The sequence below is a fragment of the Streptomyces griseochromogenes genome (genome assembly GCF_001542625.1).
Lineage (GTDB): Bacteria > Actinomycetota > Actinomycetes > Streptomycetales > Streptomycetaceae > Streptomyces > Streptomyces griseochromogenes.
Genome location: NZ_CP016279.1, coordinates 7,777,609 through 7,797,242, shown reverse-complemented (window position 1 = coordinate 7,797,242; position 19,634 = coordinate 7,777,609). Strand labels below are relative to the sequence as shown.

Annotated in this window: 18 protein-coding genes; 11 read left to right on the top strand and 7 right to left on the bottom strand. The window is 71.8% G+C overall.

The genetic code is table 11. The annotated features are described in order from the left end of the window. Window positions 1-33 precede the first annotated feature (33 nt). The 3 genes from AVL59_RS33605 (at window position 34) to AVL59_RS33600 (ending at window position 2,414) form a co-directional block, all read left to right on the top strand. Entirely contained in the window at window positions 34-1,404 is a 1,371-nt protein-coding gene (locus tag AVL59_RS33605) for a peptidase C39 family protein (protein ID WP_067312267.1), read from the top strand. A 107-nt stretch (window positions 1,405-1,511) separates the two neighbouring features. Continuing rightward, window positions 1,512-1,652 carry an SCO1431 family membrane protein gene (locus AVL59_RS51820; protein ID WP_107407397.1) on the top strand — a complete coding sequence of 47 codons (141 nt, stop codon included), beginning with the start codon at window positions 1,512-1,514 and terminating at the stop codon, window positions 1,650-1,652. Window positions 1,653-1,760: 108 nt separating this feature from the next. Next, the gene (locus tag AVL59_RS33600; RefSeq protein WP_067312264.1) at window positions 1,761-2,414 is read left to right on the top strand and encodes a TetR/AcrR family transcriptional regulator; all 654 of its coding nucleotides are present in this window, start codon (window positions 1,761-1,763) and stop codon (window positions 2,412-2,414) included. Window positions 2,415-2,467: 53 nt separating this feature from the next. Here AVL59_RS33600 and AVL59_RS33595 read toward each other — a convergent pair whose 3' ends face one another. Then, on the bottom strand, window positions 2,468-3,706 hold the full coding sequence (locus AVL59_RS33595) for a glycoside hydrolase family 18 protein (RefSeq protein ID WP_067312262.1): 1,239 nt from the start codon (window positions 3,704-3,706) through the stop codon (window positions 2,468-2,470). 334 nt (window positions 3,707-4,040) lie between these two features. Between AVL59_RS33595 and AVL59_RS33590 the strand changes: the two genes are divergently transcribed. The 3 genes from AVL59_RS33590 (at window position 4,041) to AVL59_RS33580 (ending at window position 7,759) form a co-directional block, all read left to right on the top strand. Further along, a complete protein-coding gene (locus tag AVL59_RS33590; RefSeq protein WP_067312259.1) occupies window positions 4,041-5,213 on the top strand; it encodes an acyl-CoA dehydrogenase family protein in 1,173 nt (390 codons plus the stop codon). 343 nt (window positions 5,214-5,556) lie between these two features. Next, entirely contained in the window at window positions 5,557-6,654 is a 1,098-nt protein-coding gene (locus AVL59_RS33585; protein WP_067312257.1) for an Rv3169 family protein, read from the top strand. A 10-nt stretch (window positions 6,655-6,664) separates the two neighbouring features. Further along, complete coding sequence (locus AVL59_RS33580; RefSeq protein ID WP_067312254.1) at window positions 6,665-7,759, top strand: phosphotransferase family protein; 1,095 nt, start codon at window positions 6,665-6,667, stop codon at window positions 7,757-7,759. A 22-nt stretch (window positions 7,760-7,781) separates the two neighbouring features. Here AVL59_RS33580 and AVL59_RS33575 read toward each other — a convergent pair whose 3' ends face one another. Beyond that, on the bottom strand, window positions 7,782-8,216 hold the full coding sequence (locus AVL59_RS33575) for a hypothetical protein (RefSeq protein WP_067312251.1): 435 nt from the start codon (window positions 8,214-8,216) through the stop codon (window positions 7,782-7,784). A gap of 234 nt (window positions 8,217-8,450) precedes the next feature. Between AVL59_RS33575 and AVL59_RS33570 the strand changes: the two genes are divergently transcribed. The 4 genes from AVL59_RS33570 (at window position 8,451) to fxsA (ending at window position 12,502) form a co-directional block, all read left to right on the top strand. Further along, on the top strand, window positions 8,451-8,891 hold the full coding sequence (locus AVL59_RS33570; RefSeq protein ID WP_067046457.1) for an Lrp/AsnC family transcriptional regulator: 441 nt from the start codon (window positions 8,451-8,453) through the stop codon (window positions 8,889-8,891). 52 nt (window positions 8,892-8,943) lie between these two features. Then, window positions 8,944-10,545 carry an amidohydrolase gene (locus tag AVL59_RS33565; protein ID WP_067318066.1) on the top strand — a complete coding sequence of 534 codons (1,602 nt, stop codon included), beginning with the start codon at window positions 8,944-8,946 and terminating at the stop codon, window positions 10,543-10,545. A 534-nt stretch (window positions 10,546-11,079) separates the two neighbouring features. Further along, the gene (locus AVL59_RS33560; protein WP_067312248.1) at window positions 11,080-11,874 is read left to right on the top strand and encodes a polyprenol monophosphomannose synthase; all 795 of its coding nucleotides are present in this window, start codon (window positions 11,080-11,082) and stop codon (window positions 11,872-11,874) included. A gap of 70 nt (window positions 11,875-11,944) precedes the next feature. Further along, entirely contained in the window at window positions 11,945-12,502 is a 558-nt protein-coding gene (gene fxsA / locus AVL59_RS33555) for an FxsA family membrane protein (protein ID WP_067312245.1), read from the top strand. A 197-nt stretch (window positions 12,503-12,699) separates the two neighbouring features. On the opposite strand, the gene AVL59_RS33550 is transcribed toward fxsA, so the two are convergent. The 4 genes from AVL59_RS33550 to yczE all read right to left on the bottom strand — a co-directional run bounded on the left by AVL59_RS33550 (window position 12,700) and on the right by yczE (window position 16,218). After that, on the bottom strand, window positions 12,700-13,074 hold the full coding sequence (locus tag AVL59_RS33550) for an RNA polymerase-binding protein RbpA (RefSeq protein WP_003977404.1): 375 nt from the start codon (window positions 13,072-13,074) through the stop codon (window positions 12,700-12,702). Between the two features lie 278 nt (window positions 13,075-13,352). Further along, window positions 13,353-14,699, bottom strand: a complete 1,347-nt coding sequence (locus AVL59_RS33545; protein ID WP_067312242.1) for an MFS transporter — start codon at window positions 14,697-14,699, stop codon at window positions 13,353-13,355. Between the two features lie 59 nt (window positions 14,700-14,758). Continuing rightward, window positions 14,759-15,526: a glycerophosphodiester phosphodiesterase family protein gene (locus tag AVL59_RS33540; RefSeq protein WP_067312239.1), complete on the bottom strand. Its 768-nt coding sequence runs from the start codon at window positions 15,524-15,526 to the stop codon at window positions 14,759-14,761. Next, on the bottom strand, window positions 15,523-16,218 hold the full coding sequence (gene yczE / locus AVL59_RS33535; RefSeq protein WP_067312236.1) for a membrane protein YczE: 696 nt from the start codon (window positions 16,216-16,218) through the stop codon (window positions 15,523-15,525). The genes AVL59_RS33540 and yczE overlap by 4 nt, the downstream gene beginning before the upstream one ends. A 102-nt stretch (window positions 16,219-16,320) precedes the next feature. On the opposite strand from yczE, the gene AVL59_RS33530 reads away from it, so the two are divergent. Further along, window positions 16,321-17,829, top strand: a complete 1,509-nt coding sequence (locus AVL59_RS33530) for an SCO1417 family PLP biosynthesis transcription factor (RefSeq protein ID WP_067312234.1) — start codon at window positions 16,321-16,323, stop codon at window positions 17,827-17,829. A 223-nt stretch (window positions 17,830-18,052) separates the two neighbouring features. Here the strand turns inward: AVL59_RS33530 and AVL59_RS33525 are convergent, their stop codons facing one another. Continuing rightward, window positions 18,053-19,630: an ATP-binding cassette domain-containing protein gene (locus tag AVL59_RS33525; RefSeq protein ID WP_067312232.1), complete on the bottom strand. Its 1,578-nt coding sequence runs from the start codon at window positions 19,628-19,630 to the stop codon at window positions 18,053-18,055. Window positions 19,631-19,634 lie beyond the last annotated feature (4 nt).

The following is a 19,634-nucleotide window of genomic DNA, read 5'->3' as shown; positions in this document are numbered from 1 at the left end:
CACCGAACCGGACACCTGGGGGTAACCGCGCCCATGAGCAGAGCCCAGCAGCCGTCCCGCAGAACGGTCCTCACCGCCGCCGTGGTGGCGGCGGTCGCCTCAGGAGCCGTACCCGCGGCCGCCGCCACACCGGCGCCCGCCGCCGACGCCGACGACCCCGGCCGGGCCGCCGCCCGCCCCGTCGACTACCACGCCTGGACGACGTACCGCGACTGGCGCGGCGGCACCGCCCAAGGTGCCCGCGCGGTCCCCGGCCACCGCCCCGGCGTCGTGATCGGCGCCGCCGCGGGCCGCACCGACTACACCGACCCGCACACCGGCACCACCGCCACCTGGGAATACGCCATCTGGACCGGCCCGGTCCACCGGCTCGGCGTGCCCGCGACCGAGGTCGTCGCCTCCTGGAACGCCGACACCCCGGCCGGCACCTGGCTCCAGGTCGAGCTGCAGGGAACCTACTCCGACGGCACCGCCACCCCCTGGTACGTCATGGGCCGCTGGGCGGCCGGGGACCAGGACATCAAGCGGACCTCGGTGGACGGCCAGAAGGACGGCAGGAGCACCGTCTGGACCGACACCTTCGCCATCGACGACGCGAGCACCGGCCTGCGGCTTTCCTCGTACCGGCTGCGCCTCACCCTCTACCGCAGGCCCGGCACCAGCCTCACCCCTACCGTGTGGCGGCTCGGCGCCATGGGCTCCGACATCCCCGACCGCTTCACCGTCCCCGCCTCCACCCCCGGCCTCGCCCAGGAGCTGAGCGTCCCGCGCTACTCGCAGGAGATCCACAAGGGCCAGTACCCGGAGTACGACAACGGCGGCGAGGCCTGGTGCAGCCCCACCTCCTCGCAGATGATCATCGAGTACTGGGGTGGCCGGCTCACCCCCGGGCAGCTGTCCTGGGTCGACCCGTCCTACGCCGACCCGCAGGTCGACAACGCCGCCCGCTTCACCTACGACTCCCAGTACGAGGGCTGCGGCAACTGGCCGTTCAACGCCGCCTACGCGGCCACCTTCAAGGGCCTGCAGGGCGTGGTCACGAGGCTGGCCTCGCTCACCGACCTGGAGACGCTGATCGCGGCCGGCATCCCGGCCATAACGTCCCAGTCCTTCCTCAAGACCGAGCTGACCGGCGCCGGGTACGGCACCTCGGGGCACCTGATGACCGTGATCGGCTTCACGGCGGACGGCGATGTGATCGCCAACGACCCGGCCTCGGCGGACGACGCGGCGGTGCGGCGCGTGTATCTGCGCCGGGAGTTCGAGAACATCTGGCTGCGCACCAAGCGGTACAACGCCTCCGGGAAGGTCGCCTCCGGCACCGGAGGGGTCTGCTACCTCTACTTCCCGGCCCACCCGAACCCGCGCCAGCGCAAGGCGCTCGCGGCGGTGGGAGTGCGCTGATCCGATCTGTGTGAGCAACGTCTCCGCCGCAAACGCCGTCGCGGGTGGCAAGGTGGACAAATGGGTGGGGGGATTCCACTCCGTACGTCCGACCTCTGCGAGAAATCATGACCGCACACCCGGCCACCGCCACCCGCGTCCGCACCGGCGGCCCCCAGGAAGACGGCCCGAAGATCCTGGAGCACGTCCTCGGCTGGGTCCTCGTCGCGGTGATCGCGATGCTCGTGACCCAGCTGGGTCTGCTCTGACCCGAACGCCCGCGCGGCTGTGCGCCGCCGCTTCACCCGACCGGTCCCAGTTGTTCTGACATACTGCGGAGGTCCCGCCGACCTCCTAGACCAGGGTCGAAATTGAATATGCGTCAACAGCGTGCCGCCGTCCGTCCCCAGGTGCGCGGCACCGAGCGCTCTGTGGCGCGTCGCGCCGAACTCATCGCCATCGGGCGGAAGCTGTTCGCCGACACCTCCTACGACGCGCTGTCCATGGACGACATCGCCCGTCAGGCGCATGTCGCCAAGGGGCTGATCTACTACTACTTCCAGTCCAAGCGCGGCTACTATCTGGCGATCATCCAGGACTCCGTCGCCGACCTGGTCACCTTCGCCGCGAGCGGCCTCGAACTGCCCGCCGTGGACCGCGTCCACCGCACCATCGACAGCTATCTGCGTTTCGCCGAGCACCACCAGGCCGCCTACCGCACCATCGTCAGCGGCGGAGTCGGCTTCGACGCCGAGGTGCACGCCATCCGGGACGGGGTGCGCGAGGCGATCATCGACACCATCGCCGAAGGGGCCTACGGCCGCAGCGACATAGCTCCGCTGGCCCGCATGGGCCTGCTCTCCTGGGTGTGCAGCGTCGAGGGTGCCACCCTCGACTGGATCGACCGCCCCGGACTCTCCCACGACACCATGCGCGACCTGCTCGTGAAGACCCTCGGCGGAGCCCTGCGCGCCGTCGAGGAGCTGGAACCGTCCTATCCGGCGCCGCCGCCGGCCCGCCGCGACTCCTGACGGCCGGGAGCGGAGGCTCGTGGTCCTCCGCTCCCGGGTCCCTCGCCACAGGGTCAGTCGATCGCCCTGATCAGCTCGCCGTTCGCCGTGTCGCCGCTCAGCTCCCAGAAGAAGGTGCCGCCGAGGCCCTGCTGGTTCTTGTACGTCATCTTCGTGGCGACGGTCGCCGGGGTGTCGTAACTCCACCAGTCGTTACCGCACTTGGCGTACGCGGTGCCGCCCACCGTGCCGGTCGCCGGGCACTTGGTCCTGAGCACCTTGTAGTCGTCGATGCCCTGCTCGTAGGTCCCCGCCGCCGGGCCGGTCGCGGTGCCGCCCGGTGCCGCCTGTGTGACGCCGGTCCAGCCGCGCCCGTAGAAGCCGATGCCGAGCAGCAGCTTGGCGGCCGGGATGCCGAGGCCTTTGAGCTTGGCGACGGTCGCGGAGGTGTTGAAGTCCGCCTTCGGGATGCCCGAATAGGAGTTCAGCGGGGAGTGCGGAGCGGTCGGACCGGACGCGTCCCAGGCGCCGAAGTAGTCGTACGTCATCGGGTTGAACCAGTCGACGTACTGGGCCGCGCTCGCGTAGTTCGCCGCGTCGATCTTGCCGCCGCCGCTCGCGTCGGCGGTGATCGCCGCGGTGACCAGGTTTCCGGAGCCGAACTTCGACCGCAGCGCCGCCATGACGTTCTTGAAGGCGTCCCGGCCGCTGGTGTCACAGGTGTTGCCGCAGGCGTTCGGGTACTCCCAGTCGATGTCGATGCCGTCGAAGACGCCCGCCCACTTGGAGTTCTTCACCAGGTCGTAGCAGGACTGGGCGAAGGCGGCCGGGTTCTTCGCGGCCTCGCCGAAGCCGCTGGACCAGGTCCAGCCACCGAAGGACCACAGGATCTTCAGGCCCGGGTGCTTCTTCTTCAGCTTCAGCAACTGGTTGAAGTTGCCGCGCAGCGGCTGGTCCCAGGTGTCGGCCGCGCCGTCGACGGACTCGGCGGCGGTGTAGGCGCGGTCGGTGGCCGCGTAGGAGTCGCCCATGGCGCACTTGCCGCCGGTGACGTTGCCGAAGGCGTAGTTGATGTGGGTCAGCCTGGCCGCGGAGCCCGAGGTCTCGATGTTCTTGACGTAGTACTTGCGGTCGTAGGTGCCCCATTCGGTGAAGTAGCCGACGACCTTGGAACCGGCCCTCATCTGCGGAGCCGCGGGGGAGGCCGCGGTGGCGGTGCCCGCGCCGGCCAGCAGTCCGGCACCGAGGACGGTGGAACACGCGGCGGCGGCGAGCGCCCGGAACCGGGCGCGGGGGCGGTGGGGAGTGTGCATCGGGTGTCTCCTCGTGGGGGAGAGGGGAACGCGCGCCGATTGGCATGAACGCGGTAAAGCGTTGGCCATGCACAGTAGGAGGACTAGACCACTCCGTCAATGGTTCGGACCAATTTCGGGGTCATGGGAAGTTCCGGCTGGATTCTTGAAGTAAGCGGTCGTTAACTGGTGACTGGAGGTCGCTGATCGGGCATACTCACAGCGCAGAGCCGCTGGTCAGCAGCTTCCGAGACCCGGGAGCAGGCGCCTTCGGCGAACGTGAACGACGAGGCGGAGCCGCCCCCACCCAACGGGCCAGACCGCCGGTGCCCGAAACAGGGAGGAGACCGACGCCATGTCCGACCGCGACCCGCAGCCGGTGGAGCGTCAGCTGCCCACGGAAGAAGCGAGAGATCTGCTCGCGCTCGTCCGTGACATCGCACAGCGCGAGATCGCGCCGAGGGCGGCCGAGGAGGAGGACGCCGGACGCTTCCCACGGGAGACCTTCACCCTGCTGTCCGAATCGGGGCTGCTCGGTCTGCCGTACGACTCCGAGTACGGCGGCGGCGACCAGCCCTACGAGGTCTACCTCCAGGTGCTGGAGGAGCTGGCCGCGGCCCGACTCACCGTCGGTCTCGGCGTCAGCGTGCACACGCTCGCCTCGTACGCCCTGGCCGCCCACGGCACCAAGCAGCAGCAGGTCGAGCACCTGCCCGTCATGCTCGGCGGCGGCCTGCTCGGCGCCTACTGTCTGTCCGAACCGTCCTCCGGCTCGGACGCTGCCTCCCTGCGCACCAAGGCCGTCCGGGACGGCGACGGCTGGGTGATCACCGGCACCAAGGCCTGGATCACGCACGGCGGGATCGCCGACTTCTACACCGTGATGGCCCGCACCGGCGAGGACGGCCCGCGCGGGATCACGGCCTTCCTGGTGCCGGGCGACGCCGAGGGGCTCAGCGGTGCGGCGCCCGAGAAGAAGATGGGCATGAAGGGCAGCCCGACCGCCCAGGTCCACTTCGACGGCGTGCGCGTCCCCGACAGCCGCCGCATCGGCGAGGAGGGGCAGGGCTTCTCCATCGCGCTGTCGTCCCTCGACTCCGGGCGGCTCGGCATCGCGGCCTGCGCCGTCGGCCTGGCTCAGGCGGCGCTGGACGAGGCGGTCGGCTATGCCACCCAGCGCCGGCAGTTCGGCCGGCCCATCGGTGACTTCCAGGGCCTGCGCTTCATGATCGCCGACATGGCGACCCAGATCGAGGCGGGCCGCGCGCTCTACCTCGCCGCGGCGCGGCTGCGGGATGCGGGCAAGCCGTTCGCCAAGCAGGCCGCCATGGCCAAGCTGCACTGCACCGACGCGGCCATGAAGGTCACCACGGACGCCGTGCAGATACTCGGCGGCTACGGCTACACCGCCGACTTCCCGGCCGAGCGCTATATGCGCGAGGCCAAGGTCCTGCAGATCGTCGAGGGCACCAACCAGATCCAGCGGATGGTCATCGCCCGTCACGTGGCAGGACCGGAGGCTCGCTGAACTGCCCCCTGAGGACTGTCGGGGCCGCCAGCCTGATCCACTCCGGGTCGTGGCGGCCCGGCAGCGTGCGGCCCCGGTCCGCCCAGGCGCGCATCAAGTCGCGGTAGATGGGCGGGTCCTGCGCAGGGGAGGGCGGAACCGATACTGCGGGGCGGGGCACGAAAATACGGTGCTGACGCCCGGTGGCCCAGTACGTGGGGGTCATACCCGGACAACGCGGAAGGTCCCGGGCGGGTCACCGCTCCTCGGAATCGAGCGTGAGTTCACGGACGTCCGGTTACCGCCCTGGCCTCCTGTGGTCATCTGACGTACCGTCAGCGCACCGTCTTCCAGGGGGGTGCCCGTGGCCGATGACCGTCCCGTACCGCTCGACGAGTACCCCGTCCACCAGGTGCCGCTGTCCATGAAGCACGTGGCGACCGGGGACCGGAACGCCTACGACCGCTGCATCTTCCACGTCTTCGACCACGCCGGCCACGCCCTGCTCATCCTCGGCCTCGGGGTCTACCCCAACCTGGGCGTGATCGACGCCTACGCGACCCTGCGCACCGGGGACACCCTGCACGCCGTCCGCGCCTGTGACGCCCTGGGCGAGGACCGGATGCGTCTTGAGGTCGGCCCGCTGCGCATCGAGGTCGAAGAGCCGCTGCGGCGGCTGCGTCTGATCTGCGAGGACGAGCTGTCGTACGACCTCACCTGGACCGCCGCCTTCCCGGCGCTCTGGGAGCCCCACCACCTTCAGCACCGGGGCGAGCGGCTCACCCTGGAGGGGCGCCGGTTCGTCCAGGCGGGCACGGTGCGGGGGGTGATCCGGGCGGGCGGCGCGTGCTTCGACGTCTCCTCGCAGGACTGGACCGGCACCCGGGACCGCAGCTGGGGTGTGCGGCCGGTGCCGGGCGAGGACGGCGGCCGGCTCGCGGCGGAACATCCGACCGAGGGCTTCCACTGGATCTGGTGCCCGGTCCGCTTCGAGGACCGCTTCCTGATGATCATCACTCAGGAGGACGCCGACGGCCACCGCTCCCTGAACGACGCCACGCTGGTCCGCCCCGGCCGCCGCGACCGCCAACTGGGCTGGCCGCAGGCCGAGATCACGTACCGCTCCGGCACCCGTCGTCCGGAGCGCGCCGTCATCCACCTGGGTGACGTACGCAAGCCCATGGAACTGGAGGCGGAGATCCTGACCTCCTCGCCGCTCGCCGTCGGCGCCGGCTATCCGCCGGCCGACGACTGGCAGCACGGAACATGGCAGGGCCGGGGCTGGGTGGACCGCCGCACCTACGACCTGACCGCGCCGGACCCCCGCGCCGCCTACGGAGTCACCGACCACGCCGCCCGCTTCCGGTTCGACGGGCGGACCGGCTACGGCATCTTCGAGCACGGCTCGTTCGGCCGGCACGACCCGAGCGGCTTCACCGGCTTCGACTCGGTCGCCCCCTGAGGAGGACGAGATGGCCACGGCACCGCGTCCCCGAACCAGCACGCGCGACCCCCGGGAACTCGCCCGCCGTGTCACCGCCTGGCTCGGCACCCGGCTGCCCGGCGCCGAGGCCGTCGGCGTCACCGTCCCGGCCTCCAACGGCATGTCCAGCGAGACCCTGCTGTTCGACATCGAGCATCCCGAACCGCCGGTGCTTTCCTGTGCGTTGCGGCTCGCGGCGGACCCGGCGGCGTACACCGTCTTCCCCGAGTACGACATGGCCCGCCAGTACCGCACCCTCCGGCTCGTGGCCGACCGCACCGACCTCCCGGTGCCCCGGGTGCTGTGGCTGGAGGAGGACCCGGAACCGCTCGGGGCACCGTTCTTCGTCATGGAGAGGGTCGCCGGACGTGTGCCTCCCGACGTCATGCCGTACACCTACGAGGGCAGCTGGCTGCAGATGGCGAGCGACGCGGAACGCGCGCACCTGGAAGCCGCCACGGTCGGTCTGCTCGCCCGGCTGCACGACCAAGTCCCTCTGAAGGAGGCCGAGTTCCTGACCCTGCCCGGAAAGGGCGACGCGCTGCGCCGGCATGTGACGGCCCAACGGGCCTACTACTCCTGGGTGGTCGACGGACTCGCCCGCTCACCGCTGATCGAGGCCGCCTTCGACCGCCTGGAGCAGTTGTGGCCGCACGAGCCCGGCGCACCCGTCCTGAACTGGGGCGACGCGCGCATCGGGAACGTCGTCTACGACGGCTTCGACCCCGTCGCCGTCCTCGACTGGGAGATGGCCGCCCCGGCCCCGCGCGAGGTGGACCTCGGCTGGACCGTCTACCTGCACCGCTTCTTCCACGACCTCACGGTCGCCTCCGGACAGCGCGGACTGCCGGACTTCCTGCGCCGGGACCGCGTCGAGGCCCGCTACGCACGCCTGACCGGGCACACCCCGCGGGACATGGACTTCTACACCCTCTACGCCGCCCTGCGGCACGCGATCGTCATGCTCCGCATCGCCTACCGCCAGGCGTACTTCGGTGAGGTCGCCCTTCCGGCGGACCCGGACGCACTGATCCTGCACCACGACAGTCTGCGCGCCATGGTGCAGGGCAGCTACTGGGAATGAGGCCGGCCGGTCCGCGGGGACCTCAGGCGGCCTGGCGGCTCGCCGGTACGCGCATCGGGCGCGAGCCCGGGCCGCCGACGTGCGAGAAGGGCTGCGTCCGCCAGTCCAGACCCTGGGGGAGCGTCAGCAGCAGGGCGGTGTCCTGCTCCTGCGGGGTGAAGGACTCGTCCGCGGGGCGGGCCTCGGCCGCGATGCGGCCCGTGCCCGCGCAGACCGTGAGCCCGAACGGGTTCCACGGCGAGGCGCACAGCGCGTGCTCCGGCAGGATCTCCTCGTCCGCCAGCAGGGCGATCGGCTGAGCGCAGTCCGGGCAGATCACCCGGTACATCTCGAAGGTGTCGTAGGCGTCGAGTTCCTCGACCTCGTAGGCGTCGGGTTCGACGCCCTCCGGCTCGGGCTCGACGACCTGCTGCTGGCGCTTGGACGCGGAACGACCAGGGCGCTTGAGACTCTGCATGGGATTCTCCCCCTAAGGCTGGGCCGTGACGGCACTGCGGCCTCGACCACAGCAAGCACTTCCCGTCCGCTCTCGGCGGTAATCACGAGAACATCACGGAGCCCGTCCGGGCGCTGTGGCGTTCGTCACATGCCGTATGCAGGTGCCCGGTGCGGTGGTTTTTGTGCGGAAGCGGGTGTGACCTGGGTTGCTGAGCTATCCGAGGAGATCAAGCGCACTGTAGGTTTTGGCGCCATGGAGGAGCTGGACCGTCAAATCGTGCAGCTGCTCGTCAAGGACGGGCGGATGAGCTACACAGACCTGGGCAAGGCCACGGGCCTGTCCACGTCGGCCGTGCACCAGCGGGTGCGCCGGCTCGAACAGCGTGGCGTCATCCGCGGGTACGCCGCGGTCGTCGACCCCGAGGCCGTCGGGCTGCCGCTCACCGCGTTCATCTCGGTGAAGCCCTTCGACCCGAGCGCACCCGACGACATCGCGGACCGCCTGGCCGGCGTCCCCGAGATCGAGGCCTGCCACAGTGTCGCCGGAGACGAGAACTACATCCTCAAGGTGCGCGTGGCCACCCCGCACGAACTGGAGGAGCTGCTCGCCCGGCTGCGCTCCCTGGCCGGGGTCTCCACCCGGACCACCGTCGTGCTGTCGACCCCGTACGAGGCCCGTCCCCCGAAGATCTGAACCGGACGCCCCGATGCCCGGCGTTCCGTGCGAACGCGAGAGACTGTCGGGCATGAGTGAGCAGTCCGCCGAGCCCGAGACCGTCCTCCTGCGCCGCGGAGAGGTCCACAGCCCCGCCGACCCCTTCGCGACCGCGATGGTGGTGGAGCGCGGCCAGGTCGCCTGGGTCGGTTCCGAGGGCGCCGCCGATGCCTTCGCCGACGGTGTGGACGAGATCGTCGACCTGGACGGCGCCCTGGTCACCCCGGCCTTCACCGACGCCCATGTGCACACCACCGCCACGGGCCTCGCGCTGACCGGCCTCGACCTGTCCGACGCCCCGTCCCTGGAGGCGGCCCTCGCCCTCGTGCGCGACTTCGCCGCCGCTCGCCCGGACGACCGTGTCCTGCTCGGCCACGGCTGGGACGCCGCCCGCTGGCCCGGCGGCCGTCCGCCGACACGCGCGGAGCTTGACGCGGCCACCGGCGGCCGCCCGCTGTACCTCTCCCGCATCGACGTCCACTCGGCGGTCGTCACCACGGCCCTGCTGGACCTGCTGCCCGGTCTCGGCCCGGTGGACGGCCCGCTGACCGCCGACGACCACCACGCCGTGCGCGAGGCCGCCCTCGCCGCCGTCACCCCCGCCCAGCGTGCCGAGGCCCAGCGCACCGCGCTCGCCCACGCCGCCTCACTCGGCATCGGCTCCGTGCATGAGTGCGGCGGGCCGAAGATCTCCTCCGAGGACGACTTCACGGAGCTGCTGAAGCTGGCCGCCGAGGCGCCGGGGCCGCGCGTGATCGGCTACTGGGCCGAGCAGAATGTCGACAAGGCCCGCGAACTGGGCGCGCGCGGGGCGGCCGGCGACCTCTTCCTGGACGGCGCCCTGGGCTCGCACACCGCCTGCCTGCACCAGCCGTACGCCGACGCCGGCCACACCGGCACCGCCTACCTCGACGCCGACGCCGTCGCCGGCCACGTCGTCGCCTGCACCGAGGCGGGCTTCCAGGCGGGCTTCCACGCCATCGGCGACGCCGCCGTGGCCGCGGTCGTGGAGGGCGTACGGGCCGCCGCCGACAAGGTGGGCCTCGCCCGCGTCCGGGCCGCCCGGCACCGCGTCGAGCACGCCGAGATGCTCACCCCCGAGACCGTCGCCGCCTTCGCCGAGCTGGGCCTGATCGCCTCGGTCCAGCCCGCCTTCGACGCCCTGTGGGGCGGCGAGGACGGCATGTACGCCCGGCGTCTGGGCGCCGAACGGGCCCGCACCCTCAACCCCTTCGCCGCCCTGCTGCGGGCCGGGGTGCCCCTCGCCTTCGGCTCCGACAGCCCGGTCACCCCGCTCGACCCCTGGGGCACGGTCCGCGCCGCCGCCTTCCACCGCACCCCCGAGCACCGGGTCTCCGTGCGGGCCGCGTTCACCGCGCACACGCGGGGCGGCTGGCGGGCCATCGGCCGTGACGACGCGGGCGTCCTGGTGCCCGGCGCGCCCGCCGACTACGCCGTCTGGCGAACCGACGAGCTGATCGTCCAGGCCCCCGACGACCGCGTCGCCCGCTGGTCGACCGACCCGCGCTCCGGCACCCCCGGCCTGCCCGACCTGACCCCCGGCCGCGACCTGCCCGTCTGCCTGCGCACCGTGGTGGGCGGACGGACGGTGTTCGTACGCCCGGGCGAGTGATCTCCCGGGGTGGCGCGGCGGTGATCGCCTTCGACCGCCGCGCCACCCGACCTGCGCATCCTCTGGGCGCATCGCCCACGGTGGGGCGTTCGTGCAGGTCAGGGAGCTGTTGACAGTCGACGGCCGGGGGCCGGTAGGTTCGGCCGAGTCCACCACCGGACGCCCGACCGGGGACTGTTCACGCAACTCGTCGCAGCGCCGCTGGGTCAGGGACGGTGTGCCGCACCGGGGCACCGTCGCTGGGAGCCAGGCTCAGCGCCCGCGCCGGCGAGGGAACGTTCAGGCCGGTCGGCTAGGTGTGACCCGGGTGGGGCCCGGGCGCTCAGTAGACAACGGCTCTCGGGATCCGCAGCCAGCGGGTCCCAGGTCGGCCCGAAGGGTGCCGGGCCCCCATCCGCCGCGGAGGAAGGCGTCGAAAAGCACACTCTTACCCCACTCTTGTGGAATAGACACCACCGTATGAACGCGTAGGCACGTCATCGCAGGCCGCGGCCACTAAGGTGGGACGCCTGCGTACGACACGAAGGGGTAGCAGTGAACGACGGCGACGGGACCCTCGCGGCCAAGGCCCAGGGGAGGCAGTTCGGCCCGCTGGGCATGGCCTTGGTGATCATTCCGACCTACAACGAGGCGGAGAACATCAAGACCATCGTCGGCCGGGTGCGCAGTGCCGTCCCCGAGGCGCACGTACTGGTGGCGGACGACAACAGCCCGGACGGCACGGGCAAGCTCGCCGACGAGCTGGCCGCCGAGGACGATCACGTCCAGGTGATGCACCGCAAGGGCAAGGAGGGCCTGGGGGCCGCCTATCTCGCGGGCTTCCGCTGGGGCCTGGAGCGCGGCTACGGCGTGCTGGTCGAGATGGACGCCGACGGCTCCCACCAGCCCGAGGAGCTGCCCCGTCTGCTGACCGCCCTCAAGGGCGCCGACCTGGTGCTCGGCTCCCGCTGGGTGCCCGGCGGCCGGGTGGTCAACTGGCCGAAGTCCCGCGAGTTCATCTCCCGAGGCGGCAGTCTGTACTCCCGCCTCGCCCTGGACCTGCCGCTGCGCGACATCACCGGCGGATACCGGGCCTTCCGCCGCGAGACCCTGGAGGGCCTCGGCCTCGAAGCGGTCGCCTCGCAGGGCTACTGCTTCCAGGTCGACCTGGCCCGCCGCGCGGTCAAGGCCGGCTACCACGTGATCGAGGTCCCCATCACCTTCGTCGAGCGTGAACTCGGCGACTCCAAGATGAGCAAGGACATCCTCGTCGAGGCGCTGTGGCGGGTCACCGCCTGGGGCGTCGGGGACCGCGTCGCCAAGGTCAAGGGCAAGGGCAGGCGGGCCTAGCCCCGGCCGTACAGCCGCGGCTGATCAAGCCCTTATCCCGCACTGAGCCGCGTCCAGGCACACTGGGTGCATGACGACTGGCGCACCCACCTCTTCGCCCACCGCCCGGCCCCGGCGCTCCCGGCTGCGCAGGTATCTGCCGCTGGGCGTCGCCGCGTGGCTGGTGCTGGAGATCTGGCTGCTGACCCAGGTCGCGGGCGTGGCGGGCGGCCTGACCGTGTTCCTGCTCCTGGTGGCGGGCTTCGTCGCGGGCTCCGTGGTCATCAAGCGGGCGGGCCGCCGCGCCTTCCGGAATCTGAACGAGGCGCTGCAGCGAGGCGGGTCCCCGGCCGGGGGCGGCGGCAACGGCAACGGCTGGATGATGCTCGGCGGCCTGCTGCTGATCATCCCGGGCCTGATCTCCGACGTGGCGGGCCTCCTCCTGCTGCTCCCTCCGATCCAGAAGGCGGCGAGCCGCTACGCGGAGAGCGCCCTGGACAAGAGCCTGCGCACGTCCGCCCCGGGCACCCTCGGCGACGCCTTCCAGCAGGTCCGTATCCACCGCCCCGACGGCAAGGTGGTCCAGGGCGAGGTGATCAGGGAGAACAGGCCGGAGCCCGGGGAGCAGTGGCCGCCGTTGACCCGGTAGGGGACGGCATCCGCCCGTCCGGCGTTCGAGGACGAGGCATTCGGACCGAATAGGGGTCAGAGGGCGCAGCCCCCAGGTCCGGCCATTCACCCCGCATCCGCACCCGGACACAAAACCGCGGGCGCCGTACGTGAGATCCACGTACGGCGCCCGCGGTTGTTACGTGCGCTGTATCTCCGGCCCAGCCCCCGCAGGGACTACGCGGACTTGCGGCTGTCCCTGGGGTGAACCGCGATGTTCATCGCCCCTGAGCGCAGAACCGCCAGGCGCTCCTCGAGGACCTCTTCGAGCTCCTCACGGGTGCGCCGCTCCATCAGCATGTCCCAATGGGTACGCGCGGGCTTGGCCTTCTTCTCCTCAGGGCCGTCGCCGTCCACCAGGAGTGCCTGGGCCCCACAGACCTTGCACTCCCACTCCGGCGGGATCTCCGCCTCGACCGAGAAGGGCATCTCAAAGCGATGCCCCTTCTCACATGCGTACTCCACGGCCTGGCGCGGAGCCAGGTCGATGCCGCGGTCCGTCTCGTAGCTGGTCACCACGAGGCGCGTACCGCGAAGAGCTCGCTCACTCATGAATCGTGCCTCCCGGGCTTGTCGCCCACAGGACAGGTGTCGCTGTCGTCGTCATCCGGTCAACGTCCGGTCGGCGGTAAAGATTCCCGTTCCGAGTCCCGTTCCGGGTCATGCGTCGCCGTCGTAGCCGCCCCTTGTTCTACCCACAGGCGCCCGGTTTGTCACATCTGCTAGCAGATGTCACCCAGCGTTTCAGCATCTTTGACGCGCAGTAACGGTACGCCTGGCAGGCCAAACGCGTACACTACCGCCCTTTCGTGCTGAGCGCTAAATCGTTGCTAGATCCTCTCCGGAACCGGGTTGCCCGCCTCGCCGATCGCCCGCCGCACCGGCACCCGGGCGAGCAGGGCGAAGCCGATGACGAAGAAGGCCACCAGCGAGATGATCGCGGATCGATAACTTCCGGTCAGCTGGTAGGTCACCCCGAACAGCAGCGGGCCGAGCCAGCTCATCCCGCGGTCGCTCATCTCGTACGCCGAGAAGTATTCGGCCTCTTTGCCCGGCGGCACCAGATGAGAGAACAGCGACCGGGACAGTGCCTGGCTGCCGCCGAGGACCAGTCCGATCCCGGAGGCCAGCACGAAGAACCACACCGGCGCCCCGGCGGGCAGGAAGTACCCGGCCGCCAGCGTCACCGTCCAGGCCACCAGCGAACCGAGGATCGTCCGCTTCGCCCCGTGGGTCCGCGCCAGCCGCCCCATCGTCAGCGCCCCGGCCACGGCCAGCACCTGCACCAGCAGCACCGCCGCGATGAGCGTCGACTGACCGAGGCCCAGCTCCTGGGAGCCGTAGACCGAGGCCTGGGAGATCACCGTCTGGATGCCGTCGTTGTAGACCAGGTAGGCCAGCAGGAAGGCGAGCGTCAGGGGGTACCGGCGCATGTCCCGGGCGGTCTCCACGAGCTGTCGCAGCCCGGGTGCGGTGGCCCGCTCCACGCGCGCGTGGCGGTCACGCAGCCGCCGCAGCGGTACGAGCGTGAAGGCGCCCCACCACAGGCCGGCCGAGGCCAGGCAGACGCGGACCGCGGCCGTCTCGGAGAGGCCGAAGGAGTCGTGCGCCGAGTACAGGACGAGGTTGGCCACCAGGACCAGGGAGCCCGCCGCGTAGCCGAAGGCCCAGCCCCGGGAGGAGATCGCGTCGCGCTCCTCGGGCGGGGCGATCTGCGGCAGGTAGGAGTTGTAGAGCATCATCCCGACCGACTGTGCCGCGTTGGCCACGACGAGGAGCGCCCCGCCGAGCAGATACCGGTCGCCATCCAGGAAGAACATGCCCGTCGTCGCGGCCGCGCCGGTGTACGCCGCGGCTCCGAGCAGCGGCTTCTTGCGGCCCGTACGGTCGGCCGCGCTGCCCACCAAGGGCATGACCACGACCGCCAGGATCACCGACAGGGAAACCGTGTAGGCGAAGAAGGAGCCCGCCCGCACCGGGATGCCCAGCGGGTGGACATAGCCGTCGGCGTCCGCGGCCTTCTCGGCGACCGCGGTGAGATAGGGGCCGAGGAACACGGTCAGGACGCTCGTCGAATAGACCGAGCACGCCCAGTCGTAGATGTACCAGCCGCGCTGTTCGCGCCGCAGTCCGGCGGCCTCGTCGGCCGCCTGTGCCCGCACGGTGTCGGTGCCCACCCGTGCCCTCGCTTCCCCGCTGAAGTGCCGTGCGAAGGCGCGGTCCGGGCGGCTGGGTGTCAGGCCCAGACTCCGCGGTCCTCCATGACCTTGCGCAGCATGTCGATGTGATCGGTCATGATGCCATCGACACCGAGGTCCAGGAGCCGGTGCATCCGCTCCGGTTCGTTGATGGTCCACACGTGCACCTGCAGCCCCCGCGCGTGGGCGGCCCGCACGAAGCGGTGGTCGACCACCGGTACGCCCGACTGGGCCTCGGGCACCTGCGCGGCGACCGCGGACCGGCGCACCGCGGCGGGCAGCCCCCAGGAGCGCAGCCGCAGGTTGAGCACCCCGCGGGTGCCGAACGAGGTGGCCAGCCGCGGGCCGGCCAGGCGCTGCGCCCGCAGTACCCGCGCCTCGGAGAAGGAGCCCACGCAGACCCGGTCCCAGGCGTCCGTGCGCTCGATCAGTTCCAGGAAGGGCCGCAGCGCCGGTTCCGCCTTGAGGTCCACGTTCCAGCGGACCTCGGGGAACGTCTCCAGCAACTCCTCGAAGAGGGGGACGGGTTCCTTCCCTCCCACGCGCGCCTGCCGCACGTCCTCCCACGGCAGGTCGGCGATGCGGCCGGCCCCGTCGGTGACCCGGTCCAGCGTCGAGTCGTGGAAGGCGACGAGCGTGCCGTCCGCCGTCGCGTGCACATCGGTCTCGATGTACCGGTAGCCCATGTCGACCGCGCGCCGGAACTGCGCCACGGTGTTCTCCAGCCCGTCTGCCGCCCCGCCGCGATGGGCGAAGGCGATGGGGCCGGGATGGTCGAGATAAGGGTGGCGTATCGCGGTGGTCACGGACGCAGTATGGCGCGTTCCGGTTGCCCGGTGGCAACGACCGCGCTGCGCTCCGGTGCCGAAGGGGCGGCGAACGCGCGCAGGAAGAACTGGGCGAGCGGGCCGATGGACAGCGCGTACAGGAGAGTGCCGACACCGACGGTGCCGCCGAGGGCGAAGCCGGTCACCACGACGGTGACCTCCACGGCCGTGCGGATGAGGCGGACCGATCGGCCCGTGCGCCGGTGCAGTCCGGTCATCAGGCCGTCGCGCGGACCCGGGCCGAAGGCGGCGGAGATGTAGAGGCCGGTGGCCACGCCGTTGAGCACGACACCCGCGAGGAGGATCGGTATCCGGACCGCAAGGGAGCGCACGTCCGGGAGTACGGCCAGGGCGGCGTCCATCGTGAAACCGATCACCAGGACGTTGGAGACGGTGCCGAGCCCTGGGCGCTGGCGCAACGGGATCCACAGCAGCAGGACGGCCGCGCCCACGATCGTCAGCACCAGGCCCATGCTGAGCCCGGTGAGTCCGGCAAGGCCCTGGTGCAGGACGTTCCAGGGCCCGAGCCCGAGGCCCGCCTGCACCAGGAGGGCCTCACTGAAGCCGTAGAGCGCGAGGCCCGCGTACAGCTGGAGCAGGCGCCGTCCGAGACGCCTGGGAGTGGCTGCGGGACTGCTCGTAGTGGATGCGGGACGGCCCGGAGTGGACACGACATACCCCCCTGGGTGGTGACAGTGGCCTGATGCGTGACACTCTGTGGCTTGGGAAGAAACTCCATCCATGGCCAATTCGGGGAAGGTGGACTGATCTTCATGGCGCAGTGGACCTCGGCGGTGGGCGCCGCACAGCTCGCCCGGCTCCTCAAGTCCCAGCAGGACCGCCCGGCCGGCCCCGGCACACGCCGTCCGCCCGCCTACCGCGCCCTCGCCGACGGCATCCGGCTGCTGGTGCTCGAAGGGCGCGTCCCCGTGGCGGCCCGCCTTCCCGCCGAGCGTGAACTCGCCCTCGCCCTCTCGGTCAGCCGCACCACGGTCGCCGCCTCCTACGAGGCACTGCGCACCGAGGGCTTCCTGGAGTCCCGGCGCGGCGCGGGCAGCTGGACCGCCGTCCCGGCCGGCAATCCGCTCCCCGCGCGGGGCCTGGAACCCCTGCCCCCGGAGGCCCTCGGCTCGGTGATCGACCTGGGCTGCGCTTCGCTTCCGGCTCCCGAGCCGTGGCTCACCCGCGCGGTCCAGGGCGCGCTGGAGGAACTGCCTCCTTACGCCCACACACACGGTGACTACCCGGCAGGACTGCCTGCCCTGCGCTCGATGATCGCCGAGCGCTACTCCGCGCGCGGGATCCCCACCATGCCCGAGCAGATCATGGTGACGACCGGGGCGATGGGCGCCATCGACGCGATCTGCCACCTCTTCGCGGGCCGCGGCGAACGCATCGCCGTCGAGTCGCCGTCCTACGCCAACATCCTCCAGCTGATGCGGGAGGCGGGTGCGCGGCTCGTGCCCGTCGCGATGGCCGAGGGGCTGACCGGCTGGGACATGGACCGCTGGCGCCAGGTCCTGCGTGAGGCCGCGCCCCGGCTCGCCTACGTCGTCGCCGACTTCCACAACCCGACGGGCGCGCTCGCCGACGAGGACCAGCGGCGCCGGCTGGTGGACGCGGCCCGCTCGGCCGGCACGGTCCTCGTCGCGGACGAGACGATGAACGAGCTGTGGCTCGACGAGGACTTCGGGCAGGCCGGGATGCCGCGTCCGGTATGCGGCTTCGATCCGGCCGGCTCGACCGTCATCACGGTCGGCTCGGCGAGCAAGGCCTTCTGGGCCGGCATGCGGATCGGCTGGGTGCGGGCGGCACCGGATGTGATCCGCAGCCTCGTCGCCGCGCGCGCGTACGCCGACCTCGGCACCCCTGTCCTGGAGCAGCTTGCCGTGAACTGGCTGTTCAGCACGGGAGGCTGGGAACAGGCGGTGGATCTGCGGCGCCGACAGGCCCGGGAGAACCGCGACGCGCTGGTGGCCGCGGTGCGCCGTGAACTGCCCGACTGGGAGTTCGAAGTCCCCCGGGGCGGCCTGACCCTGTGGGTCCGCGCCGGCGGCCTGTCGGGATCGCGACTCGCCGAAGCGGGGGAGCGGGTCGGCGTCCGCGTCCCCTCGGGCCCCCGCTTCGGGGTGGACGGCGCCTTCGAGGGCTACGTACGCCTTCCGTTCACGGTCGGCGGAGCGGTCGCGGAGGAGGCGGCGGTACGGCTGGCGGCGGCGGCGCGGTTGGTGGAGACGGGGGCGACGGGGGGCGCGGAGGCACCGCGCACGTTTGTGGCGTAGTGCCGCGCCGGGACATTGGCCGTCCACCGGTGCGGGTGCGGATGCGAATGCGGGCCGGTGGGGGTTGGTCGCGCAGTTCCCCGCGCCCCTGGGGCGGTCGCCGCAGCCGCATAGCGCTTCTGGCTGCGGGCAGTCGTGCCTCCCCCAGTGCCTCAAGGGCCCGGGGGACCCCCAGACGGCACTGGTGGGCGCGGCGGCACCCCGTACGCCCGCGCCGGGTCGCCTACGGGCTCTCGGCGGCGATGGCCTCCGCAGCCAACGGTGCCGCCTCGACGGGAGCCGTCCGCGGTGGCAGCAGGTCCAGCACGGCCTGCCGGTGGGCCTCGCTGGTCGCATCGTCGTACGGATCCGGAGTGGACGGCACCTGCAGCCGATGTACCGTGCCGGACCCCAGCCGCGCATACCCCCGCCCCGGCGGCACCTGTGCCAGCGGCGTCGTGTGCGGCGGCATCCCCAGCACTGCCGCCACCTGCTCGGGCGCCGCGGGCCCCAGCACGACCCGCGCCCGCGTGTGCTGCTGCACCGGCCGGCTCAGGGCCTCCGCACTGTCGAACTGCTCGGCCACGGCCACCGTCACGTTCGCCGCACGGCCGTGCCGCAGCGGCATCTGGAGCAGCGTCTGCGGATCCTTGCGGGCGTCCGCGGCGGCGAGGTGGGTGAAGACGGTCGGACGGTCCAGGAGGAGCCACAGCGGGCGCCGGGTGTCCTCGGGCGGAGCTTCGCCCGCCTGCCGCGCCCGGTTGATGGCGATGAGCCGCCGCTCGGTCTCCTGGGCGGCCCACTCCAGGCTGGCCAGCGCACCGGCCGGTGCGCACTCCACGGCCAGGACGCCGTCCCGGCCGAGCAGGCAGGCGTACTCGCCGGTACCGCCGCCGTCGACGATCAGCACGTCGCCGTACTGGAGGACCTGGAGGGCGATCGAGCGCAGCAGGGTCGATGTGCCGCTGCCGGGGTGGCCCATGGCCAGCAGGTGCGGCTCGGTGGAGCGGAGGCCGGTGCGCCAGACGACCGGCGGGACGTCGCGCTGTTCCTCTCCGTAGCCGAGGGGGAGCGTGCGCTGCACTTCGCTCGGATCGGTGAAGCCGAGGACCGTCTCGCCCGGCGCGGTGACGAAGCGCTGGGCGGCGATGTCGGTGGGCAGCGGGGGCAGGACGCTCACCGTCAGCCGGTTGTCCTCCTCGTCCCAGGTGAAGTGGTACTCACGGCCACGCCCGGCCTTCGCGGTCAGCAGCTGCTCGATCCGCGCGCGGGACTCGGGTTCGCCGTCGGGGAAGTACGCGGGGTAGCGGATCACGAGATGGCCGACGCGTCCCGCGTCGTTGAACTCGTGTTCGGCGAAGGCCTTTTCCCACTCCCCGCCGTGCGCGTACAGGGGCGCCGGATCCTCGGCGGCGGAGAAGTACGGAACCAGGGCCTCGTAGAGGGATCGGAGCCGCTCGGCCTGTGCGTCGTCCGGCCCCTCGGGTGCCGGTGGGGTGCGGTCGCGGCCGTGCCAGGCGGCCGCCGCCATCAGGGCGATGACGGCGAGCAGCGGCCCGTACGGCACCAGCGCCACGACCAGGACCACGGAGGCCGCCAGGAACAGCAGCGGTCCGCGCTTGTCCTTGGGCGTCCCGGTCCACTTGCGCAGCCCGGCCGAGGCCAGCAGGCGCAGCCCGCGCGAGACGGTGATCAGCGGTTGGAGGACATCGGTGGCGCTGTCCGCCGCCGTCCGGGCCAGCTCCCGGCTCCGGGCGATCTGCATCCGGGCGATCTGCGCACTGTCTTTGCTCAGGATGCGTGGGAGAGGGCGCCGGGCCACTGCT

What these genes read in the sequence shown, in the direction of transcription:
- AVL59_RS33605 (WP_067312267.1), top strand. Translation starts at nt 34, where the DNA reads ATGAGCAGAGCCCAGCAGCCGTCCCGCAGAACGGTCCTCACCGCCGCC.
- AVL59_RS51820 (WP_107407397.1), top strand. Translation starts at nt 1,512, where the DNA reads ATGACCGCACACCCGGCCACCGCCACCCGCGTCCGCACCGGCGGCCCC.
- AVL59_RS33600 (WP_067312264.1), top strand. Translation starts at nt 1,761, where the DNA reads ATGCGTCAACAGCGTGCCGCCGTCCGTCCCCAGGTGCGCGGCACCGAG.
- AVL59_RS33595 (WP_067312262.1), bottom strand. Translation starts at nt 3,706, where the DNA reads ATGCACACTCCCCACCGCCCCCGCGCCCGGTTCCGGGCGCTCGCCGCC.
- AVL59_RS33590 (WP_067312259.1), top strand. Translation starts at nt 4,041, where the DNA reads ATGTCCGACCGCGACCCGCAGCCGGTGGAGCGTCAGCTGCCCACGGAA.
- AVL59_RS33580 (WP_067312254.1), top strand. Translation starts at nt 6,665, where the DNA reads ATGGCCACGGCACCGCGTCCCCGAACCAGCACGCGCGACCCCCGGGAA.
- AVL59_RS33575 (WP_067312251.1), bottom strand. Translation starts at nt 8,216, where the DNA reads ATGCAGAGTCTCAAGCGCCCTGGTCGTTCCGCGTCCAAGCGCCAGCAG.
- AVL59_RS33570 (WP_067046457.1), top strand. Translation starts at nt 8,451, where the DNA reads ATGGAGGAGCTGGACCGTCAAATCGTGCAGCTGCTCGTCAAGGACGGG.
- AVL59_RS33565 (WP_067318066.1), top strand. Translation starts at nt 8,944, where the DNA reads ATGAGTGAGCAGTCCGCCGAGCCCGAGACCGTCCTCCTGCGCCGCGGA.
- fxsA (WP_067312245.1), top strand. Translation starts at nt 11,945, where the DNA reads ATGACGACTGGCGCACCCACCTCTTCGCCCACCGCCCGGCCCCGGCGC.
- AVL59_RS33550 (WP_003977404.1), bottom strand. Translation starts at nt 13,074, where the DNA reads ATGAGTGAGCGAGCTCTTCGCGGTACGCGCCTCGTGGTGACCAGCTAC.
- AVL59_RS33530 (WP_067312234.1), top strand. Translation starts at nt 16,321, where the DNA reads ATGGCGCAGTGGACCTCGGCGGTGGGCGCCGCACAGCTCGCCCGGCTC.